General features: G+C 69.4%; 20 protein-coding genes, 1 tRNA gene and 1 pseudogene. 13 read left to right on the top strand and 9 right to left on the bottom strand.

Going from position 1 to position 24,161, the window contains the following annotated elements; all coding sequences use genetic code 11:
* The first annotated feature begins 32 nt into the window (after positions 1-32).
* Positions 33-1,319 carry an MFS transporter gene (locus IEZ09_RS22910; RefSeq protein WP_189255790.1) on the top strand — a complete coding sequence of 429 codons (1,287 nt, stop codon included), beginning with the start codon at positions 33-35 and terminating at the stop codon, positions 1,317-1,319.
* Positions 1,320-1,365: 46 nt separating this feature from the next.
* On the top strand, positions 1,366-2,148 hold the full coding sequence (locus IEZ09_RS22915) for a DsbA family protein (protein ID WP_189255791.1): 783 nt from the start codon (positions 1,366-1,368) through the stop codon (positions 2,146-2,148).
* Here IEZ09_RS22915 and IEZ09_RS22920 read toward each other — a convergent pair.
* Positions 2,141-3,382 (bottom strand): phenylacetate--CoA ligase family protein, encoded by a 1,242-nt coding sequence (locus IEZ09_RS22920; RefSeq protein WP_229812856.1) that lies wholly within the window; start codon positions 3,380-3,382, stop codon positions 2,141-2,143. The genes IEZ09_RS22915 and IEZ09_RS22920 overlap by 8 nt on opposite strands.
* Positions 3,383-3,505: 123 nt before the next feature.
* Here IEZ09_RS22920 and IEZ09_RS22925 point away from each other — a divergent pair.
* Positions 3,506-3,578 (top strand) — tRNA-Ala (locus IEZ09_RS22925).
* Positions 3,579-4,189: 611 nt separating this feature from the next.
* On the opposite strand, the gene IEZ09_RS22930 is transcribed toward IEZ09_RS22925, so the two are convergent.
* Complete coding sequence (locus tag IEZ09_RS22930; RefSeq protein ID WP_189255792.1) at positions 4,190-4,822, bottom strand: TetR/AcrR family transcriptional regulator; 633 nt, start codon at positions 4,820-4,822, stop codon at positions 4,190-4,192.
* A gap of 104 nt (positions 4,823-4,926) precedes the next feature.
* Between IEZ09_RS22930 and IEZ09_RS22935 the strand changes: the two genes are divergently transcribed.
* The 6 genes and pseudogenes from IEZ09_RS22935 (at position 4,927) to IEZ09_RS47500 (ending at position 9,501) form a co-directional block, all read left to right on the top strand.
* Positions 4,927-6,051, top strand: coding sequence for a VOC family protein (locus IEZ09_RS22935; protein WP_189255793.1), 1,125 nt, complete (start codon positions 4,927-4,929; stop codon positions 6,049-6,051).
* Entirely contained in the window at positions 6,048-6,983 is a 936-nt protein-coding gene (locus tag IEZ09_RS22940; RefSeq protein WP_189255794.1) for a fumarylacetoacetate hydrolase family protein, read from the top strand. Before IEZ09_RS22935 ends, IEZ09_RS22940 begins: the two co-directional genes overlap by 4 nt.
* Positions 6,980-7,486, top strand: coding sequence for a hypothetical protein (locus IEZ09_RS22945; RefSeq protein WP_229812857.1), 507 nt, complete (start codon positions 6,980-6,982; stop codon positions 7,484-7,486). Before IEZ09_RS22940 ends, IEZ09_RS22945 begins: the two co-directional genes overlap by 4 nt.
* On the top strand, positions 7,483-8,997 hold the full coding sequence (gene mhpA / locus IEZ09_RS22950) for a bifunctional 3-(3-hydroxy-phenyl)propionate/3-hydroxycinnamic acid hydroxylase MhpA (RefSeq protein ID WP_189255795.1): 1,515 nt from the start codon (positions 7,483-7,485) through the stop codon (positions 8,995-8,997). The genes IEZ09_RS22945 and mhpA overlap by 4 nt, the downstream gene beginning before the upstream one ends.
* Before the next feature lie 175 nt (positions 8,998-9,172).
* Positions 9,173-9,289: pseudogene (locus IEZ09_RS47955) on the top strand (hypothetical protein); the annotation flags it as partial.
* Positions 9,290-9,369: 80 nt separating this feature from the next.
* On the top strand, positions 9,370-9,501 hold the full coding sequence (locus IEZ09_RS47500) for a hypothetical protein (RefSeq protein ID WP_268247643.1): 132 nt from the start codon (positions 9,370-9,372) through the stop codon (positions 9,499-9,501).
* 58 nt (positions 9,502-9,559) lie between these two features.
* Here IEZ09_RS47500 and IEZ09_RS22960 read toward each other — a convergent pair whose 3' ends face one another.
* Positions 9,560-9,988, bottom strand: a complete 429-nt coding sequence (locus IEZ09_RS22960; protein WP_189255796.1) for an iron chaperone — start codon at positions 9,986-9,988, stop codon at positions 9,560-9,562.
* A 107-nt stretch (positions 9,989-10,095) separates the two neighbouring features.
* On the opposite strand from IEZ09_RS22960, the gene IEZ09_RS22965 reads away from it, so the two are divergent.
* Entirely contained in the window at positions 10,096-10,671 is a 576-nt protein-coding gene (locus tag IEZ09_RS22965; RefSeq protein ID WP_189255797.1) for a TetR/AcrR family transcriptional regulator, read from the top strand.
* Positions 10,672-10,681: 10 nt separating this feature from the next.
* Here the strand turns inward: IEZ09_RS22965 and IEZ09_RS22970 are convergent, their stop codons facing one another.
* The 4 genes from IEZ09_RS22970 to IEZ09_RS22985 all read right to left on the bottom strand — a co-directional run bounded on the left by IEZ09_RS22970 (position 10,682) and on the right by IEZ09_RS22985 (position 16,811).
* Positions 10,682-11,932: a DUF418 domain-containing protein gene (locus IEZ09_RS22970; RefSeq protein WP_189255798.1), complete on the bottom strand. Its 1,251-nt coding sequence runs from the start codon at positions 11,930-11,932 to the stop codon at positions 10,682-10,684.
* Positions 11,933-12,043: 111 nt separating this feature from the next.
* Entirely contained in the window at positions 12,044-14,479 is a 2,436-nt protein-coding gene (locus IEZ09_RS22975) for a phosphatidylglycerol lysyltransferase domain-containing protein (protein ID WP_189255799.1), read from the bottom strand.
* A gap of 28 nt (positions 14,480-14,507) precedes the next feature.
* Positions 14,508-15,800: an alpha/beta hydrolase gene (locus IEZ09_RS22980; protein ID WP_189255800.1), complete on the bottom strand. Its 1,293-nt coding sequence runs from the start codon at positions 15,798-15,800 to the stop codon at positions 14,508-14,510.
* Between the two features lie 189 nt (positions 15,801-15,989).
* Positions 15,990-16,811 (bottom strand): maleylpyruvate isomerase N-terminal domain-containing protein, encoded by an 822-nt coding sequence (locus tag IEZ09_RS22985; protein ID WP_189255801.1) that lies wholly within the window; start codon positions 16,809-16,811, stop codon positions 15,990-15,992.
* A gap of 61 nt (positions 16,812-16,872) precedes the next feature.
* Between IEZ09_RS22985 and IEZ09_RS22990 the strand changes: the two genes are divergently transcribed.
* Positions 16,873-17,511: a winged helix-turn-helix transcriptional regulator gene (locus tag IEZ09_RS22990; protein WP_189255802.1), complete on the top strand. Its 639-nt coding sequence runs from the start codon at positions 16,873-16,875 to the stop codon at positions 17,509-17,511.
* 21 nt (positions 17,512-17,532) lie between these two features.
* Here the strand turns inward: IEZ09_RS22990 and IEZ09_RS22995 are convergent, their stop codons facing one another.
* Positions 17,533-19,257: a glycoside hydrolase family 99-like domain-containing protein gene (locus tag IEZ09_RS22995; RefSeq protein WP_189255803.1), complete on the bottom strand. Its 1,725-nt coding sequence runs from the start codon at positions 19,255-19,257 to the stop codon at positions 17,533-17,535.
* 106 nt (positions 19,258-19,363) lie between these two features.
* On the opposite strand from IEZ09_RS22995, the gene IEZ09_RS23000 reads away from it, so the two are divergent.
* A complete protein-coding gene (locus IEZ09_RS23000; protein ID WP_189255804.1) occupies positions 19,364-20,524 on the top strand; it encodes a hypothetical protein in 1,161 nt (386 codons plus the stop codon).
* Between the two features lie 10 nt (positions 20,525-20,534).
* On the opposite strand, the gene rph is transcribed toward IEZ09_RS23000, so the two are convergent.
* On the bottom strand, positions 20,535-23,036 hold the full coding sequence (gene rph, locus IEZ09_RS23005; RefSeq protein WP_189255805.1) for a rifamycin-inactivating phosphotransferase: 2,502 nt from the start codon (positions 23,034-23,036) through the stop codon (positions 20,535-20,537).
* Positions 23,037-23,230: 194 nt separating this feature from the next.
* Here rph and IEZ09_RS46665 point away from each other — a divergent pair, with 194 nt between their 5' ends.
* Positions 23,231-24,097, top strand: a complete 867-nt coding sequence (locus IEZ09_RS46665; protein ID WP_229812858.1) for a peptidase inhibitor family I36 protein — start codon at positions 23,231-23,233, stop codon at positions 24,095-24,097.
* Positions 24,098-24,161: the final 64 nt, after the last annotated feature.

Genomic DNA, 24,161 nt, shown 5'->3' on the forward strand with positions numbered 1-24,161 from the left:
GACATATCCTTAGCAGGGCTAAGGGAGGCTTTGTGCGCGAGCGGTTACCGGTCGAGGTGTGGGTTCTGGTCGCGGCGAGCTTCATCATCGCCGTCGGGTTCGGGATCGTGGCACCCGTGTTGCCGGTGTACGCGTCCACGTTCGGCGTCGGCCACACCGCGGTTGCCGCTCTGATCAGCGCTTTTGCGTTCGTGCGGCTGGCGTTCGCGCCGATGAGCGGCAAGCTGGTCAACCGGTTCGGCGAACCGCGGGTGTACATCGTCGGCATCCTGATCGTGGCGTTCGGCACCGCGTTGTCCGGTTTCTCGCGCAGCTACGCCGAGATGCTGACGTGGCGCGCGTTGGCCGGTGTCGGGTCGACGATGTTCACGGTGGCCGCCCTTGGCCTGTTGATTCGCATCACCCCCGCGCCGCTGCGTGGACGGGCGTCCGGGCTGTGGGCCGCGGGCTTCCTCGTGGGCAACGTGGCGGGCCCGATCGTCGGTGCCGGCCTCGTGCCATTCGGGCTGTGGGTGCCGTTCGTGTCGTACGGCGTGATGCTGTGCCTCGCGGCGTTCGTGGTCTGGTTCTTCTTGCGGAGGTCAACTCTCGCGGCGCTGGACAAGTCCAACGGCGATACGCCGATGTCGGTGCGTCAGGCCGTGCAGCACCCCGCCTACCGCGCTGCACTGGCGTCCGGGTTCGCGAACGGCTGGGCCGTGTTCGGCGTGCGGATCTCGTTGGTGCCGGTGTTCGTCATCGAGGCGTTGAAGCACAGCCCGGCCGTGGCGGGCATCTCGATGTCGGTGTTCGCCGGCGGCAACGCGGCGATGCTGTTCCTGTCCGGCAAGATCGCCGACACCCGCGGCCGCAAGCCGGTCGCGATCGCCGGTCTCGTCGTCAGCGGCCTCGCCACGGTCTGGATGGGCTTCACCGGCGACGTGTGGACGTTCATGGCCGCGTCGTTGGTCGCGGGCATGGGCGCGGGCCTGCTGAACCCGCCGCAGAACGCCGTCGTGGCTGACGTGATCGGCGCACGCGGCAAGGGCGGCCCCGTCCTGGCGGGCTTCCAGATGGTGACCGATCTGGGCGCGATCATCGGCCCGATGTGCGCCGGCCTGCTGGCCGACTCGTTCGGCTTCGAGGCGTCGTTCGCCATCACGGGTGCCGCGCTGCTGCTGTCCGTCGCTTTCTGGCTCGTTTCCCCCGAGACCCTGCCCACACATGAGGAGGAGCACACGGCCGTGGCCGTCGCACCGGAATGCGGCTGCCTGGACGAAAGTGCCGAGATCCCGACGGGCGAGCGCGTGGGAGGCAAGCCACGTCACCCGGAAGCGTGATTGCGCCCTCAGCTTCTTTTTAGTTTGGCTCGCTACCCTCGTCGCCGTGGGTGGTGCAGAGCGCAGTGCGCGGAAGAAGAAGCAGGCCGCGCGTGCGGTGGCCCAGGCCCGGACCTCGGGCGGGGATCGAACCAAGGTGATCGCCGGCATCGCGGTCGTGGCGGTGCTCGCCGTCGCGGTCATCGGCTACGTCGTGTTCCAGCAGATGAAGCCCTCGACGTCCACGGCGGACGGAATCCCGCTGGCCCCGGCCGACCACGTGATCTCGGCCCCGGCGGTCCGTGACGGCAACACGGTGCTGGTGGGCAAGGACACCGCCACCGTGACGGTCGACGTGTACGAGGACTTCCTGTGCCCGATCTGCGGCACGTTCGAGAAGACCTACGGCACCGACATCAAGAAGGCCGTGGAAGACGGCAAGGTGAAGGTCCGCTACCACATCCTGCCGATGCTGAACCGCCTCTCGAAGCCGGAGGGCTACTCGACCGACTCGGCCAACGCCGCCCTGTGCGTGGCCGACGACGGCAAGTTCAACGCCTACCACGCGGCGCTGTTCGCCAAGCAGCCAGAGGAAGGCGAAGCGGGCTACACCAAGGACCAGCTCATCAAGCTGGGCAAGGACGTCGGCGTCACGTCCGCCGGTTTCGAGGCCTGCGTGCAGAACCAGACCTACAAGTCCCAGCTGGACGAACTGATGTCGAAGACGAGCAACGACCCGGTGTTGAAGGACCCCGAGACGGGCCGCTTCCGCGGCACGCCCAGCGTCGCCTCCGGTGGCAAGCTCATCGACCTCGACAACAAGAACTGGCTCTCCGACCTGACTAAGTGAGCCCGTCGATCGGCGCCTGGCCCTGAGTCCACCGGGCCAGGCGCTGTGCTTTGCCCACCTCGGTGCGCGGCAGCTTGCCGGGCTCCAGCACGTGCACCCGGCACGTGACGCCCAGGCGCTCCTTGAGCTTGTGCGTCAACGTGTTCCCGATGTCCTGTGTGGACTCGACCGCCACGTGCAGCTGCGCCGTGGTCGTCCTGCGATCCTCGACGATCAGGTAGTGCGGGCTCGCGTGCTCCAGCACGACCGCCTCGATCTCCGTCGGGAACACGTTCACACCGCGGATGACGAGCATGTCGTCCTTGCGCCCCTTGAGCTTGCTCATGCGCCGGAGAGTCCGCTCACCTGCCGGCTCGTGCAACGTCGCCACGTCCCCGGTGCGGTACCGCAGAAGCGGCATGCCCGTCTTGGTGAGCGTGCTGAAGACGAGCTCGCCGTCCAACGTCTCGGGGTAGAAGTGATCCTCCGCGATGTTGAGAAGCCCTTCGGAGTCAAGGGATTCGCACGCCACCCCAGGACCGATCACTTCGGACAGTCCGTAGATGTCCAACGCCCTGATCCCGAGCCTCCGCTCGATCTCCTGCCGCATCTCCTCGGTCCACGGCTCAGCGCCGAAGACGCCGACCTGGATGCTGTTGTCCTCGCCGAGGTCCTCCGCCAGGCGCAGCGCGTACGACGGCGTGCAACAGAGCACGTCCGGCCTCAAGTCGTTGATGAGCCTCACCTGCCGCTCCGTCATGCCGCCCGACATGGGGATGACGGTGGCCCGCAGTCTCAGCCCACCGTGGTGCACACCGAGGCCGCCCGTGAAAAGCCCGTAGCCGTAAGCGTTGTGGACGACCGACCTCTCGGTGGCCCCGGCCCCCTTCAACGCCCTGGCCATCACCTCGGCCCAGATCTCGACGTCGCCGGCCGTGTACGGAATCAAGGTGGGCCGCCCACCGGTCCCCGACGACCCGTGTACGCAGACGACGTCCTCCTCGGCCGCGATCCGCAGCCCGAAGGGGTAGTGGTCCCACAGGTCCTGCTTGCTGATCGTCGGCAACAGGTGGATGTCGTCGAGCCGCACCTCTGTGCCGCGCATCACTCCAATTTCCCGGAGCCTCCGCCCCTGGAAGTTGTCGGTGCCGAGAAGACGATCAACGAGCCCCTGCAACCGCTGTTCCTGCAGCTCGCGGCGTGCCTCGGGGTCCATGCACTCGATCTTGGGGTCGAACGGCGCTCCGGCGGTCATCACCCGGTCCTACCAGGCCGAATGCGCTTTGGGTACCCCCGATTTTTATCTCGTGGACCTCTTGATGTACGGTATTGCCACACGAGAACGGAAGGGAAACCTCCCGGGAACGTGGACCTTCAAGGGGCTGTGGCGCAGCTGGTAGCGCATCACACTGGCAGTGTGAGGGTCAGGGGTTCGAGTCCCCTCAGCTCCACGCATCGAAGGCTCGTGCTCGCAAAGAGCGCGAGCCTTTTTGCGTTCCGCAGTATCTTCTGGGGGACGACCCCCAGACCCCCGCGGGCTCAGGCGCTGCGCGCCTTCGCGACAGATGTTGGAGTAAGTCCCCGCAAGGTTCACTCCACTCGGAGCGAGTTGTGTTCGCGGAAAGCGCGAACCTGCTCGCTCCGTTGTGTTTTCTGGGGGTGCAACCCCCAGAAACCGCCCGGCGGGCTTCGCACCCGGACCCCGGCCGATTGTCGTGGAGTTGTTGTCTGGCTTCGGGTGCGACATGGATTTTGTTGCTGGAGCAGGCGTGCAACGGGTTCAGCTGGATCGCGACCTGATCGCACGGTGATATGGGATGTCCTTCACGCCCATCGGCGGGTTTACTCCGGGCGGCCCAGAACCTTCACGGTGTCGACGAAGAATTCGACGAGGAAGTAGAACGCATACCCGCCGTGTCGCCGCCGCCGGCGACCACGACCGGATCGATGTTGTGTGCGAGCGTGACGCCCAGCCGAGCTTGGTGCAGCCCGGCAACGGAGCCGGCTCGTCGGCAGGTCAGCGAAGGTGCGTCGGACGGGTTCGTGTCGAGGGCGACCTGAGCTACGCGCCGGAGTCGGGCAAGGGGCGTCGGCACAGTTCGCGAGCTTCGTCGGCGGACAGGCCGAACATGCGCAGGAGATCCTCGGTGACCTGGTCGGTCGCCGCGGCGGCGTCACGGTCGGGCTGGTCGTGCAGCAGCCGGCCGAGGCACAGCATCGCGCCGGCCGCGGTGACCATGGCGAGTTCGGGGTCGCGCACGGTGAATCGGCCCGCTTCGACGGCGGCCTCGATGTCGCGGCGGGCTCTGGGTGCCAGCCCGCGTTCGGACGTTGCCAGGCTGAGTTCGTTGTTCAGCAGCACACGGCTCAGCTCGGGTTGCAGGCGGTGCAGGCGGCCGCTCAGCCGGAAGCTCTGCGCGAACGCCAGCGCCGGGTCGTCCAGCTCTGCGGTCAGTTCGTCGAGCAAGGCGCCGTAGCGGTCGAGCGCGTCCTCCACGGCGGCCTGGTAGAGCTGCTCCTTGCTCTCGAAGTGGTTGTAGAACGAGCCCATTCCGACGTCGGCGGCCTGCGTGATCTCCAGGATCGGGACGTTCGTGTTCCCGGCCGCGATGAAGGTCTGGGCTGCCTGGAGCAGCGCGGCACGGGTGCGCGCCTTGCGTCGCGTCAACCGGTCGCCGGTCACCTGCTCGGCCATGCCCTCACCTTAGCTGATCGTCACAGAACTGAGGAAATCGTCAGAGTCGCTTGACTGACGATACGGTCGTAAGTGACGATATCGTCAACTAGAAGGGAGGGGCGATGATCGATCACCACGCTGACCTGCACAGCGAGCAGGGCGCGTTGCCAGGGGAACATCCGGGGAGGGCGGGCAATCCGGTCATCAAGGTGCACGACCTGGCGTGGCTGGAGTTCGAGAAGCCGGACCTGGGCAAGGCGGAACTGTTCGCGCACGCCTTCGGTTTCACCACGTCGCTGCGCACCGCGGACGAGCTGCAGTTGCGCGGCACCGACCCTGGTGCGCCCTGCGTGCTGATCCGGCGCGGCTCGCGGTCGCGGTTCACCGGACCGGCGTTCCTGGCCGCTGACCCGGCGGACGTGCTTCGCCTGGCGGACGCGACCGGGCGCCAGGTGACGCGCCTGCCGGAGAGCCTCGGCGGGGTCACCGCGGACCTGCACGACCCGAGCGGCGCCCGAGTGCGGGTCGTGTCCGGCACGCACGAACTCCCGGCGTTGCCGGGGCAGGAGCCGCTGACCTTGAACTTCGGGCACGACGTCAGGCGGGTGAACGCCACCCAGCGGCCGCGGCGGGAGCCGGTCAGGGTGCAGCGGCTCGGTCACGTCGTGCTGCAGACGACGAAATACCGCGAAACGCTCGACTGGTACCTCAGCCACCTCGGCCTGATCGTGAGCGACTTCCTCTACTACCCGGGCCGGCGCGCACGGGGACCGGTGATGAGCTTCATCCGCTGCGACCGCGGCGACACCCCCACCGATCACCACACCCTCGCGCTGGTGCTCGGACCGGCGAACCGGTACGTGCACTCGGCCTACCAGGTGCCCGACCTCGATTCGCTCGCCGCCGGCGGCGAGTACCTGCTCGACCAGGGCTACCGGCGGTCGTGGGGCATCGGCCGGCACGTCCAGGGCAGCCAGCTGTTCGACTACTGGCGCGACCCCGACGGGTTCCTCGTCGAGCACTTCAGCGACGGCGACATGTTCGACTGCTCGCTGGAGCCGGGCTGGGCGCCGATGACCGCGTCGGGGCTCGCCCAGTGGGGGCCGCCCGCCACCAAGGACTTCCTCGGCGTCAGACCCGGCCGGGAGGCGTTCAGTGAGCTGCGCGCCGTCATCGACGCGCTGCGCGAGGAGAACGAGTTCGACTTCGACCGCCTTCGCGGCCTGCTGAAAGTAGCTGTGTCATGAGCATTTCCGTCCTGCGCACCGCCGACGCCTGGTGGGTGGCCACCCCGGCAGGGGCGGCCGAGGTCGCCACCGACGCCACGACCACCGCACAACTGCTGGCCGACCGGGAAGCCCTCGACGTTGCGGCGGCGAGCGGGCCCACGGTCGACGTGGCGACCCTCGACCTCGTCTCGCCGGTCACCGCCCCGTGCCGGCTGGTCGCCCAGATGACCAACTTCGCCTCGCACGTCAAGGACACCGGCGGGAACCCGGACACCGTGCCGCTGACGTTCTTCCGCAAGTCGTCCGGCTCGATCAGCGGTCCGCACGACGACGTGGTGCGGCCCGCCCACGTGCGGCTGCTGGACTACGAAGTCGAGATCGGCCTCCTCATCGGCGCGGAGATCCCGGTCGGCACGGAGATCGGCGAGGACGTCTCCGGGTACGTCGCGGGTCTCGTCGTGACCAACGACATCTCCGCGCGCGACATCCAGCTGCCCCAGACCCAGTTCTATGAGGCCAAGTCCTACCCGACGTTCACCCCCACCGGGCCTGCGCTGGTCCTGCTCGACGCCGACGAGCTCAAGCGGTTCACCGATCTGCGGTTGACGCTGACCGTCAACGGCGAAACCCGCCAGAACCAGTCGGTCGCCGACATGATCTACCAGCCGGCCGAGGCCCTCCGTGCCCTCACCCGCTTCCAACGGCTCGATCCGGGCGACCTCGTCCTGACCGGCACCCCCGTCGGCACGGCGTTGTCCGCCCCGCCCAAGCCGGTGGAGATCATCGGTTCTCTCCTGCCACCGGCGCTCAAGTGGAAGCTGTTCTTCCGCGGCCAGCAACGGAATCCCCGCTACCTCCAGGACGGCGACGTCATCGAGGCCACCGTGGCCACCGACGACGGCGCGATCGACCTGGGCACCCAGCGCACGGTGGTGAGGCACGCCCGATGACCGGAAACCTGCTGTGGCCGGAGTACTCCGCCCCCACCGACATCGCCGCGATCGAAGCAGTGCACGGGCACGTCCTCGACGGCCTCGACCCCGACGGGTTCGTCCACCTCGCCGGCCGCGCCAAGGACCTCATCATCCGCGGTGGCCACAACATCGACCCCGCGCTCGTCGAGGACGCCCTGCTCGCCCACCCCGCGGTCACCGCCGCCGGTGCGGTGGGCCGGCCGGACGTCCACTCCGGCGAGGTACCTGTCACGGTGCTCGACGCCCTGCCGCTCACCGACCTCGGCAAGCCGTACAAGGTCGCCTTGCGCGCCGACGCCACCCGCCGCGAGCTCATCGAAGCGCTGGCCGGCGTGCCCGGCGTGCTCGACGTCGAAGCCGAGATCGACGAGGGCTCGGTCATCGCGGCGGTGCGGACCTCGGACGACGCCGACGAGCCGGCGAGCAAGGCGGTCCTCGGTCGCTACGCGATCGGCTGGCGCCTGGCGGGTGCCTCGTGACCGACGTTCCCGTGGTGATCATCGGCGCGGGCCCGACCGGCCTCACCGCCGCCACTTTGCTGGCCCAGTACGGCATCGAGTCCCTCGTGCTCGACCGGTGGGAGACGATCTACCCGCAGCCACGCGCCGTCCACCTCGACGACGAGATCTGCCGCGTGCTCGGCCGGCTCGGCCTCTACCAGGAGTTCTCGCAGATCTCCTGGCGCTGCAACGGTTTGCGGCTCGTGGACCGGGACATGCGCGTGCTCGCGGAGTTCCAGCGCGACGCGGCGAACGGCAGGCACGGCTACCCCGAGGCCAGCATGTTCGACCAACCCGAACTGGAAGCGCTCCTGCGCAAGGGACTCGAGCGGCACCGCGCGGCCACGATGCGCGGCGGTGTCGAAGTGACCTCACTCGCCCCGGAGTTCGACGGTGTGCGAGTCGCGTTCACCGACTCGGCCGGACGGCCGGACTCGGTGCGCGCGCAGTACGTGCTCGGCTGCGACGGAGCGAACAGCCTGACCCGGACCTCGATCGGCGCCGTCATGCGCGACCTCGGGTTCACCCAGCGCTGGCTCGTCGTCGACATCCGCACCGACGTCGAGCTCGGCGCCTGGGAAGGGGTGCACCAGGTCTCCGATCCGGTCCGGGCCGCCACCTACATGCGCGTCGGCGAGAACCGCTACCGCTGGGAATTCCAGCTGACCGACGGCGAAACCGCAGACGACTACCGCGAACCGGCCGCGCTGCTCCCGTTGATCAAGCCGTGGACGGGGGAGGCGCCTGCCGACCGGTTCGAGATCGTCCGCGTCGCCGAGTACACCTTCCGCGCCCAGGTCGCCGACCGCTGGCGCGATCGGCGGGTCTTCCTGCTGGGCGACGCCGCCCACCTCACCCCGCCGTTCATCGGGCAGGGCATGGGCGCCGGGATGCGCGACGCCGTGAACCTCGCCTGGAAGCTCGCCGGCGTGCTGGACGGGACGCTCGCGGACACCGTCCTCGGCAGCTACGAGGCAGAACGCAAACCCCACGCCACCGCCATGATCCGGCTCGCCAAGCTGATCGGCACCGCGATGACAGAAGGCGGCGAACTCGGCAACCTCCTCCGCCGCGTCGCCGCACCGCGCCTGCACCTCGTGCCCGGCCTGCGCAAGCGCGTGCTCGCCACCGAAACCCCGGCCCTGCACCGCTCCGCTCTGGTCGTGCGCCCGCGGCTGGGGCACTCCCTGGCCGGGCGGCAATGCCCCAACGCACCCGTCGGTGGCGGCCGCCGTCTCGACGACGTGACAGCGGGCCGGTTCGCCCTCATCAGCACCACCGAGCCGGCACCCGCCCAGCGCGCGGACATCGAACGACGCGGAGCCGTGCTCGTGGTGGCCCGGCCGGGAAGTCCCCTGCACCACTGGCTGCGCCGCGGCTTCGCCCACGCCGCGGTCGTCCGTCCTGACGCGACAGTCCACAGCGCAGGCCGCGACCTGGCCGCCCTCTGCGCGGCGATACCTGCTCGCCAGCCGAGCAAAACCCCGTGAGACGGGGGACCACACGCGTGGCCGCGACAGCGCGGCCGCACCGGTCGACGGCGCCCGGAAGCGCTCGACCAGCTCGGCGAGGTGACCGGCGGGGCCGTGAACGTCGGCCTCACGATCCTGCACCACCCGGCGCTCGCGCTACCAGCCGTTCGGCCCCGGTTTCCTCACCGACGGGATTCTCCCGGCCCGCGAACGGGAACTGGTCACCCTCCGCACCTCCTGGCGGTGCCGCAGCACCTGCGAATGGGCCCACCACACGAAAATCGGCCAGGCCTGCGGGATTTCCACGGAGGAGTTCCGCCGGGTCACCTCCGACGACCTCAGCGAGGGCCGGGTCCGGATGCCGATCTCCTGGACGCCGTCGACGCCGTGGTGCGTGATCGTTCGCTGCCCGAAGCGCAGGGGACGACTCTCTCCGGCCACTACGCGATGCTGGCCGGAGTTCTCAACAGTGCCGGCACCCGCATCGAACCGGGCATCGAAGTGCCGGTGCCGTTGAGCTGACGGAGCACGCTGTGACGGTAGGCCGGGCTCGTACGGCGGTGTACGAGCCCGGCGCCGTTCACCGCATCGCTTGCGCCACCAGTGTGGCGATTCTCTTCTCCACGGCGGGTGTCACGTCGGTCAGCGCGAAGGCCGTCGGCCACATCTGGCCGTCGTCCAGGGCGGCCTGGTCGCTGAAGCCCAACGTCGCGTAGCGCGACTTGAACTTCTCCGCGCTCTGGAAGAAGCAGACGACCTTGCCGTCGCGGGCGTAGGACGGCATGCCGTACCACAGCTTCGGCTCCAGAGCCGGTGCGGTGGCCGTGACGACGGCGTGGACGCGCTCGGCCAGCACGAGGTCCGCCGGGGCCATCTCGGCGATCTTCGCGAGGACGTCCCGCTCGGCCTGCGCGGCCTTGTCCGCCAGGGAGGCGCGCCGGGTGGCGGCCTTCAGCTCCTTGGCGTGCTCCTTCATCGCGGCGCGCTCTTCGGCCGTGAAGGTGCTCATGTGAATCCTCCTCAGGCTTTTCGGCACGGTGCGTGCCGATAAGCGTAATAATCATCGGGCGGTCGGCGGGCTGTCAATGGCACGGTGCGTGCCGATAGGCTCGGGACATGGCCGAGGAACCGCGGCGGCGAGGCGCCGCCCGCACCGACGAGCTGCTCAGGGTGACCCTCGAGCTCGCCACCGAGAGCGGCTACGCCGGGCTGAGCATCGAGGCCGTCGCACGCGCGGCAGGTGTTGGGAAGCACACGATCTACCGGCGCTGGCCGTCGATGGCGGCGCTGCTGCTGGACGCGCTCAGCCGCGTGTGGACCACGGACCTCGACTACCGCGACACCGGCGACGTCCGCGCCGACCTGCGCGAGCAATTCCTGCGGTCGGTCCCCGCACTCGCCGCGCCGCCGATCGGGCCCGTCTACCGCGCGCTGATCGCGGAAGCCCAAGGGGACGAAACCCTCAGGGCCACGCTGTACGACCGGTTCCTCCGCACCGTCGAGGAACGCACGCTCGCCAGGATCGTCAGGGCCCAGCTGGCCGGGGAGCTCGTGGCCGGCGTCGACCTGACGTTCCCGGCCGAAGTCCTGTGCGGCGCGTTGTACTACCGCCACCTGCTGTCGACGCGCCTTCCCGACGAGAAGGCCGTCGACGCGTTGCTGGACATGTTCATGGCCGCGTACGGGCGTTAGCCGGAAGGTCTCAGCGGAGGTGCTTCGCCGGTGTGGTGGCGAGGTTGAGCAGGTACTCCAGCGGTCCCCTGCGGAAGAAGCGGGACCAGATCCAGGCGAACACCACGGCCCCGAAGATGAAGACGAGCACCGGCGTCCAGGACGACTGCGACTCCGTCCCGGCGGGCACGGCCATCTGGGACGACAGCACGAAGTGGCCGACGTAGGCGGTCAGCGACATCGTGCCCACCGTGATGATCGGTGCGGCCAGGCGGCGCAGCAGCGGCAGGCGGTCGACCGCCGCCATCGCCAACACGATCACGGTGATCGCGACTCCCACGCAGCCGATGATGTCGAACGTCATTCCGCTGTGCGGTCCCGCCGTCAGCAGCGACCAGGCAGATCCGACGGCGTCGGGCGGCATCATGTCGCCGGCGGAGCCCAAGTCCTTCAAGCCGGAGCCGGAGCCCGGGCCCGCGGCGCTCTGCATCTCCGCGGCTTCGCGGACGCCGTCGATCAGCTGGGACAGCAGCCAGGAGGTGCCGTAGGCGAACACGACGAGGGCGGGACCGACCACGGCCAGCCGCCGGCGGACGTTGCCGGACGTCAGGTCCAGCCGTCCCAGTGCCATGCCGGCGATGACGAACGCCATCCAGGTGATCGCCGGGTAGAAGCCGGTGAGCAGGAGGTCCAGCACGCCCACGCCGCCGATGCGGTCAAGCGGGTCGTAGGCCTTGAGAGCCGCCGTGATGTCCTCGGTGAGCAGCGAGCGGAGGGCGAAAGCGAGTGGTGGCATGACGACGGCGAGGCCGGCCGCGATGATCGCGAGCGTCCTGGCGCTCAGTCGCACCAGCGGCAGAGCCAGCAGGAAGTACAGGCCGTAGAAGGCGAGGATCACCACGCCGCCGTAGGCCATCGCCATCACCGTGCCGAGCGCCAGCAGGATCACGGCCCGGATCGCGATCCTGGCTTTGGCCTGCCGGCCGGCCAGGCCGGTCTTCGGTTCCAGGCGGCCCGCGATGAGCATCAGGGAGAACCCGGCGAGAGTGGCGAAGAGGGCTGCTGAGCGGCCTTCCACCAGGTGCCGCACCACGGCGCCGACGCCGTCCGCGTTGGCCGCCGAGGGACCGAGGTGCACGACGTACATCCCGAAGACGGCCAGCGCGCGGGCCAGGTCCACCCCGACCAGCCGTGCCGTCGACGGAGCGGGGTCCGGCTGCGGCCCAGGAGGCGATGTCTCCGGCGCAGCCGAGGTGTCCTGCGGGGGTGGAGTCTTCGTCATACGTCGACTTTCGCGGTGCGGCTGGGCGGCGGGACATCCGTCAGGTCGCGGTACCGACCCCGCCGACCGGCCGGATCCGGTGAGCCGGCCGGGTCGGTCCACTGTGGTCGATCACGACCGGGCGATCATCTTGGCGGCCAGGCGGAAGCCCTGGCGCGGCGTCACGTGCGGCAGGTAGGCGCGGCTGACCGCGTTGGCGATGCGGGGCAGCGCGGCCGCGTCCGGGTAGGCCAGGTACAGCGGCCGGCAGGTCGGCTGGAACTTCGCCTTGAACGCGAACAGCGAGCGGAACCCGTAGACCGGTTCCATCACCTGTCCGGTGACGTCCAGCACCCGCTGCAGCAGGCGAGGGCGTTCGCCCCGGTCCAGCCGGGCGAGCGGTGCACCGGACAGGCTCAGGAACCGGACTCCCTCGGCCTTCAGCTCCAGGGCCGCCGAGGCGATCAGGAACTCCATCGTGCCGCGGAAACCGTTGGCGCGGCGGCGCATGAAGTCGAGCGTGTAGCCGACGACCTCGCCGTCGGCGTACACCGGTAGCCAGCTCGTGACGCCGTGCACGGTGCGGTCGGCGTCGATCGCGAGCAGGCAGCGCACGCCGTCGCCGGTGAGCTCGTCGAGGCCGCCGAGCGTGAAGCCCATCTCGGGCAAACCCTTGTCCGCCACCCACTCCGCGGAGATCGACCGGATCTGGTCGGTGATCGCGAACGGCGCTTCGGCGTAGGTGCACCACTCGGCGGTGATGCCTTCCTTGGCCGCCTTGTTCAGCGCGGTGCGCACGTCCTGCCACTTCTTGCCGGTGAAGGCCAGCGAGCCGAGCTCGATCACGGTGTCCTCGGCGACCTGCACCGCCGGCCAGCCGAGCGAGGCGACCTCGTCCCTGGTCTCGGCGCCAATGCTGTACAGGCACGGCGTCCAGCCGTTCTCCTGGCAGAACTCGGCGAAGCCGCGGACCGCGTCGAGCCGCGCGGGCCCGATCGGGTCGCTGACGGTCAGCGCGATCGTGGCCACCACCCGGTACGCGATCACGGTCTGGCCGTCCGGGGTGAACCAGTACTGGTTGCCGCGCCAGGTCGTCATGTACGACAACGACGAACCTCCGTGCTGCCGCATCAGTTCGCGGGCACGGGCCGCTTCTTTCTCCGACGACGACGGCCACGCGCGCCACGAGGCCATCAGCAGACCTGCCAGCACGATCAGCCAGAACACCACGCCGGTGTACTCGAACAGCAGCGTGCCGGCGAACCCGTTCGCCTTGAACCGCAGCGGTGTCAGCCCGAGGTAGCCCGGCGGCAGGAACCGCGCCGGCAGGTCCGCGAGGAGCTGCGCGAATCCCGGCTCCGGTGAGAACTGGTCGCGCACCAGGTAGCCGCCGAACACGTACAGCGCGGACAGCAGACCGATGCTGCCGAGGGTGAACCGCCAGAACTTCCGGATGGCGTGCCGAGGCAGCCGCACGGTGAAGTACTTGCGCGTCAGCAGCAGCACGACGGCGATGGCGAGCGGCGCCAGGATCGGCACACCGTAGGAGAAACCGACCTCCAGGTCACCGACGTCCGGGAACCGCGCGGCCTCCACGACGTACCACCCGGTGACCGCCGCGTACGCCGCGGTGCAGCCCAGCGCCGACCACCAGGCGAACCGTCGTCCGCGCCGCAGCCCTTCCGCGAGCACCAGCAGCAGCAACGCCGGCAGCAACGACATCACCAGCGCCGGGAACCGTCCGTAGGACAGCTGGATCAGCATCGTGCGGCATTGTTCGACCGCGTCCGAGGCGCACGCGAGGTCCACGTCCTCCTGCGCCGGCTGGGCGACGGCCACCACGTCGGAGAACCACGACAGCGGGCCGTTCGGGGACGGCGACATCATCGCCACCACCGGTCCGAGCGCCGACGCCGCCACCAGAAGACCGACGAGGACCCGCTTCTCCGTCAGGGTTCCCGGCGTGCGGGCTTCGTCGCCGCGCAGGAAGAACACACCGATCAGCAGTCCGGCCACGCCACCGGTCAGCCTCAGCAGGTCCTCCAGCCAGCCCGAGTACAACGTGAGCACCAGCAGTGCCAGGACGGTGATGAGCCGGACGCGGCGCCGCCACAGCACCGGCATCCGGAACGTCAGCGCCAGCGCGAGTCCCACCCCGCCGATCGACGGGCCGGCCGCGACCGCGCCCGTGAGCGAGGCGAGCCAGGACCAGCCAAGGACGCTGCCGAGCAGCACCACCCCGTGTCCCAGGAACACACCGATCACGTGGGAGGCGAGGAAGATCGCCGCGGTGCGCAGCGTGCCGAGCTCGCGTTCCGCCAGCGTTCCGAAGACGAGCAGCAGCGCGGTGGTTGCCACGTAACCCGAGAGGTCCATGGCCCACAGCGCGGAGGTAAATGCCGTCCACAAAGGACTTCCGATGCCGGAGCCGATGTGCTCCAGCAGCTCGTCGTCCGGACCGGTCAGCGCGCCGACGGTCCAGAACGCGATGAGGAAGACGCACGTCAGCGGAGCGGTCCGGAACAGCCTGCCGATCAGCCTGGTGATCCGGTCCATCTGTGTGCTCATCGCTCTCGTTTCCTCGTGGTCACCGCGGTCATCCGCTCAGGCCCGTTCGCGCGGCGAGCCACGGCAGGGAGTCGTAGAGGCCTGGTCGCCAGACGTTCCAGTCGTGCGCTCCCGGCAGTTCCTTCCACCGCACGTCCATCCCTGCCCTGCGGCAGGCCTCGAACACCTCGGCGTTCGCCTGGCGGTAGAGCAGGTCGTCCCGTCCCGCGACGATCACGCCGGCCGTCTGCGGAAACTGTTGGCGGGCAAGGACGTCCATCGGGTTGACCCGCACGAACGCGTTTTCGTCGCCGCCGAACGCGGCCTTGACGGTGTCGGCGCGTGAACCGAGTGAGGGCTCGCGCTGGCCGGTGAGGTCGATGAAGTTGCCGTACACGTCCGGCGCGCGCACGGCGAGTTGAAGAGCGCAGGTGCCGCCCTGGGAGAAACCCGCGATGGTCCAGGCCTCGCGGCGTTCGTCGACGGTCAGCCGACGCTTGATCCACTCGGGTACCTCGCGGGCCAGGTACGTCTCCGACTGGCCCAGCTTCGAGTCCAGGCACAGCGGGTTCGCCATGCGCGCGCCGAGCTGGTCGGCCACGACCACGATCGGCGCGAGGCCTTGGTGCTCGCGCGCGAACTCGTCGAGCCGTTCGGAGAGCCGTCCCGCGTCGAACCAGTCACGCGGTGAGCCGGGCTGGCCCGGCAGCAGCACCACGACGGGCAACCGCGGGCGGGGCGTCGCGGCGTAGGCGGGTGGCAGGTAGATCCACGCCGGACGCGCCTTGAACACGCCGGGAATCTCGGCCTCCGAGACCGTGCCCTTCTCCGGAAGGTCCGCTGGCTTGTGCCAGACGTCGGCGAGCCTGCTCCCCGCGGGCATCACGCTGGACGCCGGCTTCGCGGCCTCGTCGAGGTCGACCCGGTTGTTCGTGAACAGCTCGAGCACCGCGCGTGAGGTGGGGTAGAAACCGAAGTACGCGTTCGCCGCCGCTACCGCGCTCGCCGTGACGACCAGCACCAGCACCGCGCTCAGCACCCGCGAGCACCACCGTGCGGACCGCAGCCGTGCGACCGCCAGGCACACCGCGAGCAGCGTCGCGCCGGCCCACCCGGTGAGGACCGCGGGCAGCGGCTCCGGCCACGGCTTCCACACGTGGTCGACCACCAACTTCAGCGCGGCCACCGACACCGCGCAGGCCACCACCACCATCGGCACGGTTCGGGTCCACCACGAACGGTTTCTCCGGATCGTCAGAGCTGCCAGTGCCAGCACACCGGCAACGGTCGCCGTGGCGGGGATCGGCCCGTTGATCAGCGACAGGTCCAGGGAGCTGAGCATGCGTTCCTCGGCGAGGTCTTCCGGTCCGGCAACTGGGCGAGTGCCGTGCCCAGTGTTGTGGGCTCTTCGCGCTGCGCCCAGCTGCCGGACGTCCGGAACAACCCGTCACCCGGCTGGACTCGACCCCGCCAGTCGGCCGGACCTGCCGGGACGAGGACTTGTCCGGTTTGGAGGGACGTGCTGTTCGTGCTACGGGGCCTTGATCACGGTGAGCATGCGGGCGAGCTTCCACGGCCGAAGACCCCAGGCGGCGAGCTTCCCGCCGAGCAGCGGCGCGCCAATTCCCCGGCGGCCGATGAACACCAGCATGAGAGCTGCGGGGTCGGCGGAGATGTGGGCGTCGACGTCACCTGCGCCCGCCGGGTCGAGCGCCAGCGAACCGCGGTCGAAGACCATCACCGTGCTGCCGCCTCCGCGCAGGTGCAGTGCGATGCGAGCCCGGAAGGGGCCGGCCTCCTGATCCACGAAAGCGGTGGGCGGAAGAGCCGAGATGAGCGGGAGCACGCCGCCCTCGACGGCCAGCAGGGCGTGGTGGCGCGGTATCGACCACGGGTGTCCGATGGCGCCGGCGATGTCGTGACCGTGGATCAGGCACTCCACGAGCAGATGACACGCCACTGCGGACGGTGGCAGGCGCACGCCCTGCAGCCAGTCGGCGCTGCCTGGCCGTGGACGCGATGCGACGTCGTCGAACTCCTTCGCCAGCGCGCTGATGCGATCTGCGAGCGCGGCCGGGGCCCGTTCGCCGTCCTCGGTCAGCGCCTTGGCGTTGACCTCGGCCATTCCCTCCGACGTCACGACGGCTTCCGGCACCGGCCTGCCCGCGATGGCGTCGGTGTCGAAGCGGAAGACGTGGGACAGGTGAGCCGCGACGTCGCCCACCGTCCACGTGCCGACCGAACCGGAGTGGGCGTCCGGGATTCTCCGCACCAGCGCGACGAGGCCGGGGACGATGTCCCGCAACGCCGTGCGGGCCTGGGTGAGAACGTCTGGGCAGGTGGTCTTCGTCATCGGCGCGCTCCCACAGCGTGCTGGATGTTTTCAGGCGAGCTTGAGATTGTAAAGTGAACGCGTGAGTCGAAGCTACGGCCAGTACTGCGGGCTCGCCCGCGCGCTCGACGTCGTGGGCGACAGGTGGAACCTGCTCATCGTCCGCCAGCTCCTCATCGCGCCCGCCCGCTACCGCGAGCTGCAGGACGGGCTCCCCGGCATGGCCACCAACCTGCTCGCCGACCGCCTCCGCGACCTCGAGGCCGCCGGCGTGGTCGAGCGCCGCCTGGCCGAGCAGGGCAACGCCATCACCTACGCCCTCACCCCCTGGGGTGCCGAGCTGCGTGAGCCGGTCGAAAGCCTCATCCGCTGGTCGACCCCGCTCATGACACGCGGGCCCGGAGGCGATCACTTCAGCGCCGGGTGGCTCGTCGTCGCCCTCCGGGCGCTGTTCGCCGGCAGGAAGAGGGCACGGCGGTCGTCGACGGTGGGCATCGACGTCGACGGCGACCTGCTCCAGGTGCGGATGACGCGCTCGGGCGTGGAGGTGAGTCCGCACGACGGCCGCGAGCTCGACGCCGTGCTGCGTGCCGACGCCTCGATCGTGCTCGGGCTGGCCGCGGGTGTGCTCTCCCTGGACAACACCACCGGACTCGTCGACGTCGAAGGTGACGATGCTGCCGTGCGGGCGGTCTTCAGCCCTCCAAGCGCTGGGATGTGAGCGTGACCGCCAGGCGGCGGCTCACGGCACGCACCCGCTGCCGTTGCTGAGCCGCAGCTCGGCCCGGACGGCGTCGAGATACGCGCAGCCGTCGCGCTCGTTCGGTTCGATCACGCCGCCTTCGTGCCACTCGTTCCAGGCGTAGAGCAGCACGAAGTTGTCCACAGTAGATGGACGGGTGGAGGCGTCGACGTCGGCTCTGATGTCAGCGAGCAGCCTGGTGAAGGCGGCTCGTGACTGGTCCTCGTACCACCTGAAGCTCTTGTGCAGCTTCGCTTTCGCCTCTTCCGGGCTGTCCTCCGGCTGCACCGGGTCCGCGATGCTGATGCCGATGCGCGGGCGTTCGTCGAAGTCCGAGGTGGCGCACCGGATCAGGCTGCCGGGGATGGTGGCGAACCAGCGGCGTTCCGCGGTCACGTAGTTCTCGTACGAGCCCGTGGCGTAGTCCCACCGGCCGGGGCAGTAGCTGCCGTCGAGGCCCAGTTCCGGCTTGGGGACACCGTTGTCGGTGGTCAGCACGATCAGGACGTCCTCGCCGAGCCTCGTCCTGGCCCGGTCCCTGATCGCGTCGGAGAACTGGCGGACCGCCTCGGCGTTGATCGTGTTGTCGACGGGGCCGCCGTTGGGCTTGCCGATGCCGCGCACGTCGCACAGCTGCAGGAGCGGGCGGCCGTCGTTGGCGCGCAGGATGTTCGGCTGGCTCAGGTAGTCGTTCACGAGGACGTCGGCGGCCTGGCCGATCTGGTCGGACGGCATGCGCAACGTACCGCCGGCGCCGCCGTTCCAGGGGTGGATGCAGGGCAGCACCGTGAACTTCATGGCGGCCCGGTTGCGGGCGGCGAGGAACGCGCGCAAGCCCGCGGCGTACTGCTCGGTGGCGGCGCCGGGGTTCCAGTACCAGTAGAAGGCGAAGTGGTCCAGGCCCGCGCCGGACGCCTGGGTGATCTGGCGTTCCAGGGTTTCGGGCTTCGAGTCGTCGTAGTAGCCGATCGACGGCTTCAGGTGGGAGAAGTCCTCGCCCGGCCAGTGGCCGACCGCTTTGGGGTGGCCGTCGTGGGCGTGCCGGACGCCGCCCCACCAGTCGTCCTTGGCCTCCGGGCCGTAGTACTGCTCGATGCGGTCCATCATCGCGCGGTTGCCGTTGGCGTCGAACGTGCCGAAGTAGATCGCTCCGGCGCGGATCCACCTCGGGTGCACGTGACCCAGCGGGCCGTCGACCTTGTCCCAGCCGAGCGCGCGCATCTCCTCCAGGCGTGAGGCCAGCACCGGGCGCCAGGAGTTGGCCAGGCCCTCCTTGCGCACGCGGTAGAGGATCTCCGTGCCCGGCTGCGAAGCCGCGAACGCGTGGCCCACCACGCCCTCGTTGAGGAACGGCGGATTGGCTCCGGTGGTGAGCTGGTCCCGTTCGGACGTCGACGCGGTGAGCAGGTAGGCGCTCTGGCCCTGCTTGCGCAGCCGGAAGATCGGCTGCGAACCGGAGAAGGGCTGGCGGCGCAGGTAGCCCACCCGCGCGTCGGCTCGCACCCGCATGCCGTACCGGCTGACCGCCGACTGCATCTCCGCCTGGGACAACGTCCAGAACATGCCCTGGTCGCCCGCGGTCGAGAGTTCCAGCAGCGGCACCGGATCTGTGACCTTGCTCTCCGAACCGGTGCCGGCCGCGGCGGTCGGCGTACCGCTCGTGCTCATCGTGATGAGTGATGCGGCAGCGGCGATGGCTGCCACCAGGGAGACATGTGCCCGCACAGCGCGAATCATGCAGGAACTGGCGCCGGACTGTGGCCAACTGCGTCACGTTCTCCGTGCTGGGGACGATCCAGTAGATGTCACCAGGGTGAGGAGAGGCGGCGTCATGAGCAGATCCGGTGCGGATGTGCACGAGGTCGAACGGATCGCGGCGAACACCGACCCCGTCGTTCGGAACTTGCAGATCACCCACTGCTACCACCGGTTGTCACGGGCGCTGGCCGACCGCACGGGTGGCGGCGCGAACTGGTGCACCTTCGCGGTGTGGGCGTCCAAGCAGGTGGGGCAGACCATTCGGCAGGAGGATCTGGCGCACGCGGTGGAGCGGCTGCTCAAGTCCTCGCCCGAGGTGGCTGCCGGGGTCGGCCTGGTGGCGCGCGGTCTGCGACGGGCTGTCGCGCGGAAGGACGTGGACCGTGCGCACGAGCTGGTGCGGCAGGCCGTGGTGACGACCGCGCGGCTCGACGACGTGAGTGCCGCGTCGGCGCGGGGCAACCTCAAGGTCTTCGAGGAGATCGCGCGGGAGTTCGCCCGGTTCCTCGCCGAGTACGAGGACGACGAGCGGTGGATCGCGCAGTTCTGCGACGCGTTGCGGCCCGGTGAGCCGCCGGAGGGGCAGCGCTATCTCCGGCAGGCCTTCGCGCGGTACCACCGTGCGATGCGCACCACCGACCCGAAGCGGCGGGCGGAACTGTTGCTGCTGGCCAACATCGAGGTCGGCCTGCACGAGCAGACGCGGCTGCAGCCGGAGATCGCCGCCGCTCTGGAAGCACCGGTGGTCGATCCCCGTGACCTCGAACGGCGCCTGTTCGACCTGCTCCTGCCGGGCAACCGGGTGGTCAGGTGGCTGCGCCTGGTGTGGCTGACCGTGGTCGGCAGGCGGACCGCCGTGCGCATCGCGAGCGAGCACCTGGCCGACCAGGTGCGTGTGCTGGTCCGTCGGGCGGTCACCGAGCACCTGATGACGCTGGCGCTGCCCGGCGGCGAACTGCTCGACCTGAGCGAGGACCTGCCCGCGACGTTCCCGCCGCTGCTCGCGGAGCTGGCCGACCCGGACCTGCTGGCGTTGCTGAAAGTCGTCGACCCGACCGCGGACAGCGTGCTCGGGACGGCCGCGCGCGACTGGGCCGATCTGCCGGACCGCATGCACTACATCGCGGACATGTTCCGCTGCCACGCCCTGCGCGAAGACCTGCTCGATCCGCCGTTCACCGCGGCGCAGGTCGAGGCGCTGACCAACGGGCGGCGGCCGGACGGACCGCTGTAGGGAGTTCCGGTCAGGACAGGATCTCGAGGTAGCCGTCCGTTCCGTTCACGCGGATCCGTTGCCCGTCCTCGATCAGCCGGGTGGCGTGCTCCACCCCGACGACGGCGGGCAGGCCGTACTCCCTGGCCACCACCGCGCCGTGGGTCATCTGGCCGCCGACCTCCGTCACCAGGCCGGCGATCGCGACGAACAGCGGCGACCAGCTGGGGTCGGTGTACGCCGTGACCAGGATGTCGCCCGGTTCGAGGTCGGCTTCCGCCATGTCCAGGATGACGCGGGCCCGGCCCTCGACGGTTCCCGCGGACACCGGCAGGCCGACCAGCGCACCGCTCGGCAGGTCGTCACGCCGGTACGTTCCCGAGATGCCCTCGCCGTCCGAGGTGAGCACTCGGGGTGGCGTGAGGGCCTGGTACGACCGGAACGCCTCCCTGCGCTGCCGGATGAGCTCGGCGTCGGCCTCCTTGGTGCGGACGACTTCCTGGAGTTCCTGGAACCGCAGGAAGAAGATGTCCTCCTTCTCGTCGAGCACTCCCGCGCGCACCAGGCGCTCGGCCTCGTCGAGCAACGCCTGCTTGTAGACGAAGTAGCGGCTGACCATGCCGTACTTCGGGTACTCGCGATACCCGGCGAACGTCCGGACGCGGTCGATCATCCGCTTGGTCTCCTCGGCCTTCCGCTCGCCGTCCGGCAGGGCTCGCAGGCGCTCCAGCACTTCCTGTTCCTTCTGCCACGCCTCCTGCCGCCCCTGCTCGAAGCGGCGCTCACCGGCACCCGGTTCGAAGTTCCTGACGTTGGAGAGGATCAACGGCAGCAGCATGGCCGGGCGTTCGCTCCAGCGCGGCCTGGTGATGTCGATCTCGCCGACGCACCGCATGCCGTACTTGTCCAAATAGGACTGAATGGCGGCACGTGCCTCCTTCCCGCCGTCGAACTCGGGCAGCTCGTCCAGGAAGCCGTCGCCGGCGTTCTCCAGGAAGGCGACGACCTCCGGATGCGGGCGGATCGCGTCGGCGACGTCGAGGAGAGCCAGCCCCATCTCCGACGTGACGTTGTGGGGGACGGACTGCGTGAGGACGTCGGCCGCGTTCTTCTCGCCCAGCCAGTCCCGCAGGTGCTCGCCCAGCCACCACGACGCCTGCATCCCCGCCATGATCACCTGGTGGCTGCGCGGGTCGAACAGGATCCGCCTGAGTTCCTGGAAGTCCGCGAGGACGAAGTCGAGCAGGTCCGCACCTGACCTGTCCCGGATGTCGCGGCGCAGCGCGGCGACGGACGCCTCGCTCTGCTCGATCAGCTCGGTGACGACGGCCGGGTCGGTCTCGATCGTGGCCGGTGTGGCGCCGGGGATCGGCTGGCCGGGGGCGTCGTCGTGCAGCGACGGGACGAAGCCGCGTTCGAGGACGGTCCGCAGCGCGTCACCGATCAGTGTGTCGGACTTGCCAGCGACGTCCAGGAACCCCGCGCGGCTCGTCGGTGAGGCCAGGATCTGGGTGATGTCGACGAACAACCGCCCGCCGGCCTCTGCCATGGGCCTCGGGGTCGTCAGCTGCCACACGGAGAGCCCCAGCGGCGTCATGGCGTCGGTCATCATCTGCTGGTGGCCGACCGAGACGTAGACGCGGTTGGCCTGGTCCGGGGCCTCCGGTACGGGGAACAGCGTGGTGATCGGCCTGCTCTGGACGAACTGGAAGTCGCCGCCGGCGAGGCACCACTCGATGTCCTGGGGGCTGCCGAAGTGCGCTTCGATCCGCCTGCCCAGTTCCGCGAGCCGCACGACCTGTGCGTCCGTCAACGTCGGCTCGGAGGCCACGGTCCTGGCGATGACCTCGCCGTCGCGCACCTTGTAGCTGTCCGGGTTCACGAGACCGGAGACCAGGTCTTCGCCCAGGCCGAAGACGGCCTCCACGCTGGTGACCTTCCGGTTGGACGTGACGGGGTCCGCGGTGAACAGGACACCGGACGCCTGCGGGGAGACCATTCGCTGCACGACCACGGACATGGTGACCTTGCGGTGGTCGTAGCCGTTGCGCAGGCGATAGGTCACGGCCCGCTCGGTGAACAGCGAAGCCCAGCACCTGCTGACGTGCCGCAGGATCTCCGCCGGCCCCACGACGTTCAGGTACGTGTCCTGCTGGCCCGCGAAGGACGCACCCGGCAGGTCCTCCGCCGTCGCGCTCGACCGGACCGCGTAGGCGGCCTGCTCGTCGAGTGCCCCGGTGATCTCGGCCGCCAGGCCGGGAGGGATGACGATTCCCTCGATGGTCTCCCGGATCTCCGCGCTGCAGGCGCGGATCGCGTCCCGGTCGTCCGGGGCGACGCGCGCCAGCCGGTCCAGCTGGTCGGCGATCGACGGCTCCACGACGTCGCGGAACGCGTCCGTCGTCACGCAGAAGCCGTCCGGCACGCGGATGCCCTCGATCCGTGACAGTTCGCCCAGGTTCGCACCCTTGCCGCCGACGACCGCGATCTGAGTCCGGTCGATCTCGCCGAGAGCGAGCACGTAGCTGCTCATTCGTTCGTCCCCCTGTTGCTCATGAGTCCAGTGTGCCCGTGTCCGGCGCTGACTGTCCGGTGACTTCGGGTGTCAGCGAGATGTCAGCGGCCGTCGAGATGCTGCGTCCAGCGGAAAACAAAAGCTTCCCTGCACCAAGTGGGCTCCGGCGATTTAAGCGGGGCCGGATCCTGCGAAGAAGAGAAGGACGCATCGTGCTCAAGAAATTGGCCCTCGCGACGATGATGGGCGCGCTGATCAGCGCGTCTTTCGGTGCGGCCGCGGCAAACGCCGCCACGGACCGCAACGGTGTCTGTGAGTCGGGCGAATTCTGCCTGTACTACAACAGCAACCAGGAGGGGTCGGTTTCCGACTTCGACACCTCCATTTCCGACTACGGCGACGAGCAGCCCAGCTGCTACGAGTTCAAGGGCGCCGGCAACGGCAAGGGCAAGTGCGTGAAGAACGAGGCCGCCTCGGTCTGGAACCGCACCGGCCACCCCGTGACCGTGTACTTCAACAGCGGTTACGCCGGTCCGAAGCAGACGATCGCCGCGAACACCAAGGCGAACCTGAACTCGGACCTCAAGAACGAGAACGCCTCGCACAAGCTCAACGACAGCGGCAGCGGTGGCGGTGGTGGCGGCGGTACCTACGGCGCGCCGGACAACAACCCGCACCCGTCGGCGGCGGCCCGCGCGCCCCAGGCGACGAAGCGCACGCAGTTCGTCGACGACGAGATCCGTCGCCTGACCGGCGAGAAGGACTGCTGGGTGGGCGACTACCGCAGCAACGAGCCGTCGACGAGCAACCACAACACCGGTAACGCCCTCGACTGCACCATCTCCAACGCGATCGGCACCTACCCGACGGCGGCGCAGAAGGAGCAGGGCTGGAAGCTCGCCAACTGGCTCAGGAAGTACGCGAGCAAGCTCGACGTCCGCTACGTGATCTGGCAGGGCAAGATCTGGAGCGTTGCCCGCGACGACGAGGGCTGGCGCAACTACACCGCCGGCACCGGTGTGACCGCTGGTCACTACGACCACGTGCACGTCTCGATCCAGAACCCGTACGGCGACTGATCTCCAGCCGCTGAACCGGAACAGCTGAAAGGCCGCCTGATCTCTTCCGATCAGGCGGCCTTCT

Origin of the sequence: Lentzea flava (assembly GCF_014648475.1) — a bacterium.
GTDB lineage: Bacteria > Actinomycetota > Actinomycetes > Mycobacteriales > Pseudonocardiaceae > Lentzea > Lentzea flava.